This window comes from Candidatus Nitrosotalea sp. FS (genome assembly GCF_011319475.1).
Taxonomy (GTDB): domain Archaea; phylum Thermoproteota; class Nitrososphaeria; order Nitrososphaerales; family Nitrosopumilaceae; genus Nitrosotalea.
In genome coordinates this window covers 1-1,122 of the sequence record NZ_RCMC01000222.1, presented here as the reverse complement: position 1 = coordinate 1,122, position 1,122 = coordinate 1, and the positions used below count along the sequence as shown (strand labels likewise).

Annotated in this window: 1 protein-coding gene; it reads right to left on the bottom strand. The window is 42.2% G+C overall.

What is annotated here, in order from left to right; translation table 11 throughout:
• Positions 1-133 precede the first annotated feature (133 nt).
• Positions 134-1,122: choice-of-anchor P family protein (locus DYY66_RS08520; RefSeq protein ID WP_304515757.1), on the bottom strand; the 989-nt coding region annotated here is incomplete at its 5' end.

The window sequence follows — 1,122 nt, the reverse complement described above, 5'->3', positions numbered from 1 at the left end:
TGAGTCTTACAGGTTCAGACTTGTGAGAGTCCATGCTGTATAGAACTTGCCAAGAATTAATTGCCAGATGTATTAGAAACTAGAAAAGTTGCTGAGAAAATATATGCCAATCTTGTTAAGAAAAAAAGAAGATTTAGGTGTGCAACTCGATGTTGCCACCTTTTAGGTCTCCTGATGCATTATATCCATTTGACAACTGGATGCTAAACCTGTCCTTTCCTCCAGAGTCGTCGTCAGCGGCAGTTACCGTGAAAGTATAACCAGATACCCCGTTGATTTGTGCATTACCGGAAAATGTTCTGGTGTTTCCACTACCACTGTATGATGTTATATCAATAGACTTGACGTGCATTCCTGTACTATGATCAATGTAGTTGAGCTGGCCACTTGGGGTACTTTGACCGGGCTTGAAACCAGATACGAAGCCAAAGTTTGCGTGGTCGTTGTTGACAATGATGTAACCTCCACCTGTCATAAAGTCCTTAGTAACAGTCTGACTGGAGCCGCAGCTAATATCGCTGTGGGCACTAGATACTATCACTTGTTCTCCAGTTGCAAGTTTTAGGTCAAGTGCCTTTACAGTTATGTTGTTGGTGCCATCAGAAGAACTAGTCTGCTCGTTTATGACAAGAGTGAACACACCAGGTACAGATATCATCTGATTTGGTGAACCACTAATGGTTACTGGCTGTCCTCCTACTTTCAAGTTGGTTATTGCACTACTTCCGGTAGCGCCAGTACATGTTGCTTGAGAGTCAGCTCTTACAAAATCAGCTGTAATCTGATTTGAGGAGTTTGGAAGTAATGTAAGATCAGAGGTTGCTGCTGTACTTTGGGCTGTATCCTCAAAGCCCATTGTTACAGATAAAAGTACATCTCCTGTTACTAGCTGGTTGCTTACATGAAGAACCGTGGCATCTATCTCACCGCCTTGAGAAGGTAATTGTCCAGTATCTGCCAAGTTAAGGTTTACTATAGGTGAAGTTACTGATGCTCCTATTGCTCTTCCACTGAAACTGTCTTGCCAAGCAAAGACAGGCAGTGTTGGCATGACAGATATTGCAACAATCATACCAAGAATCATGGTGAAGTTTCTAGCAGTTGCGTATGGATTTTTTTTGA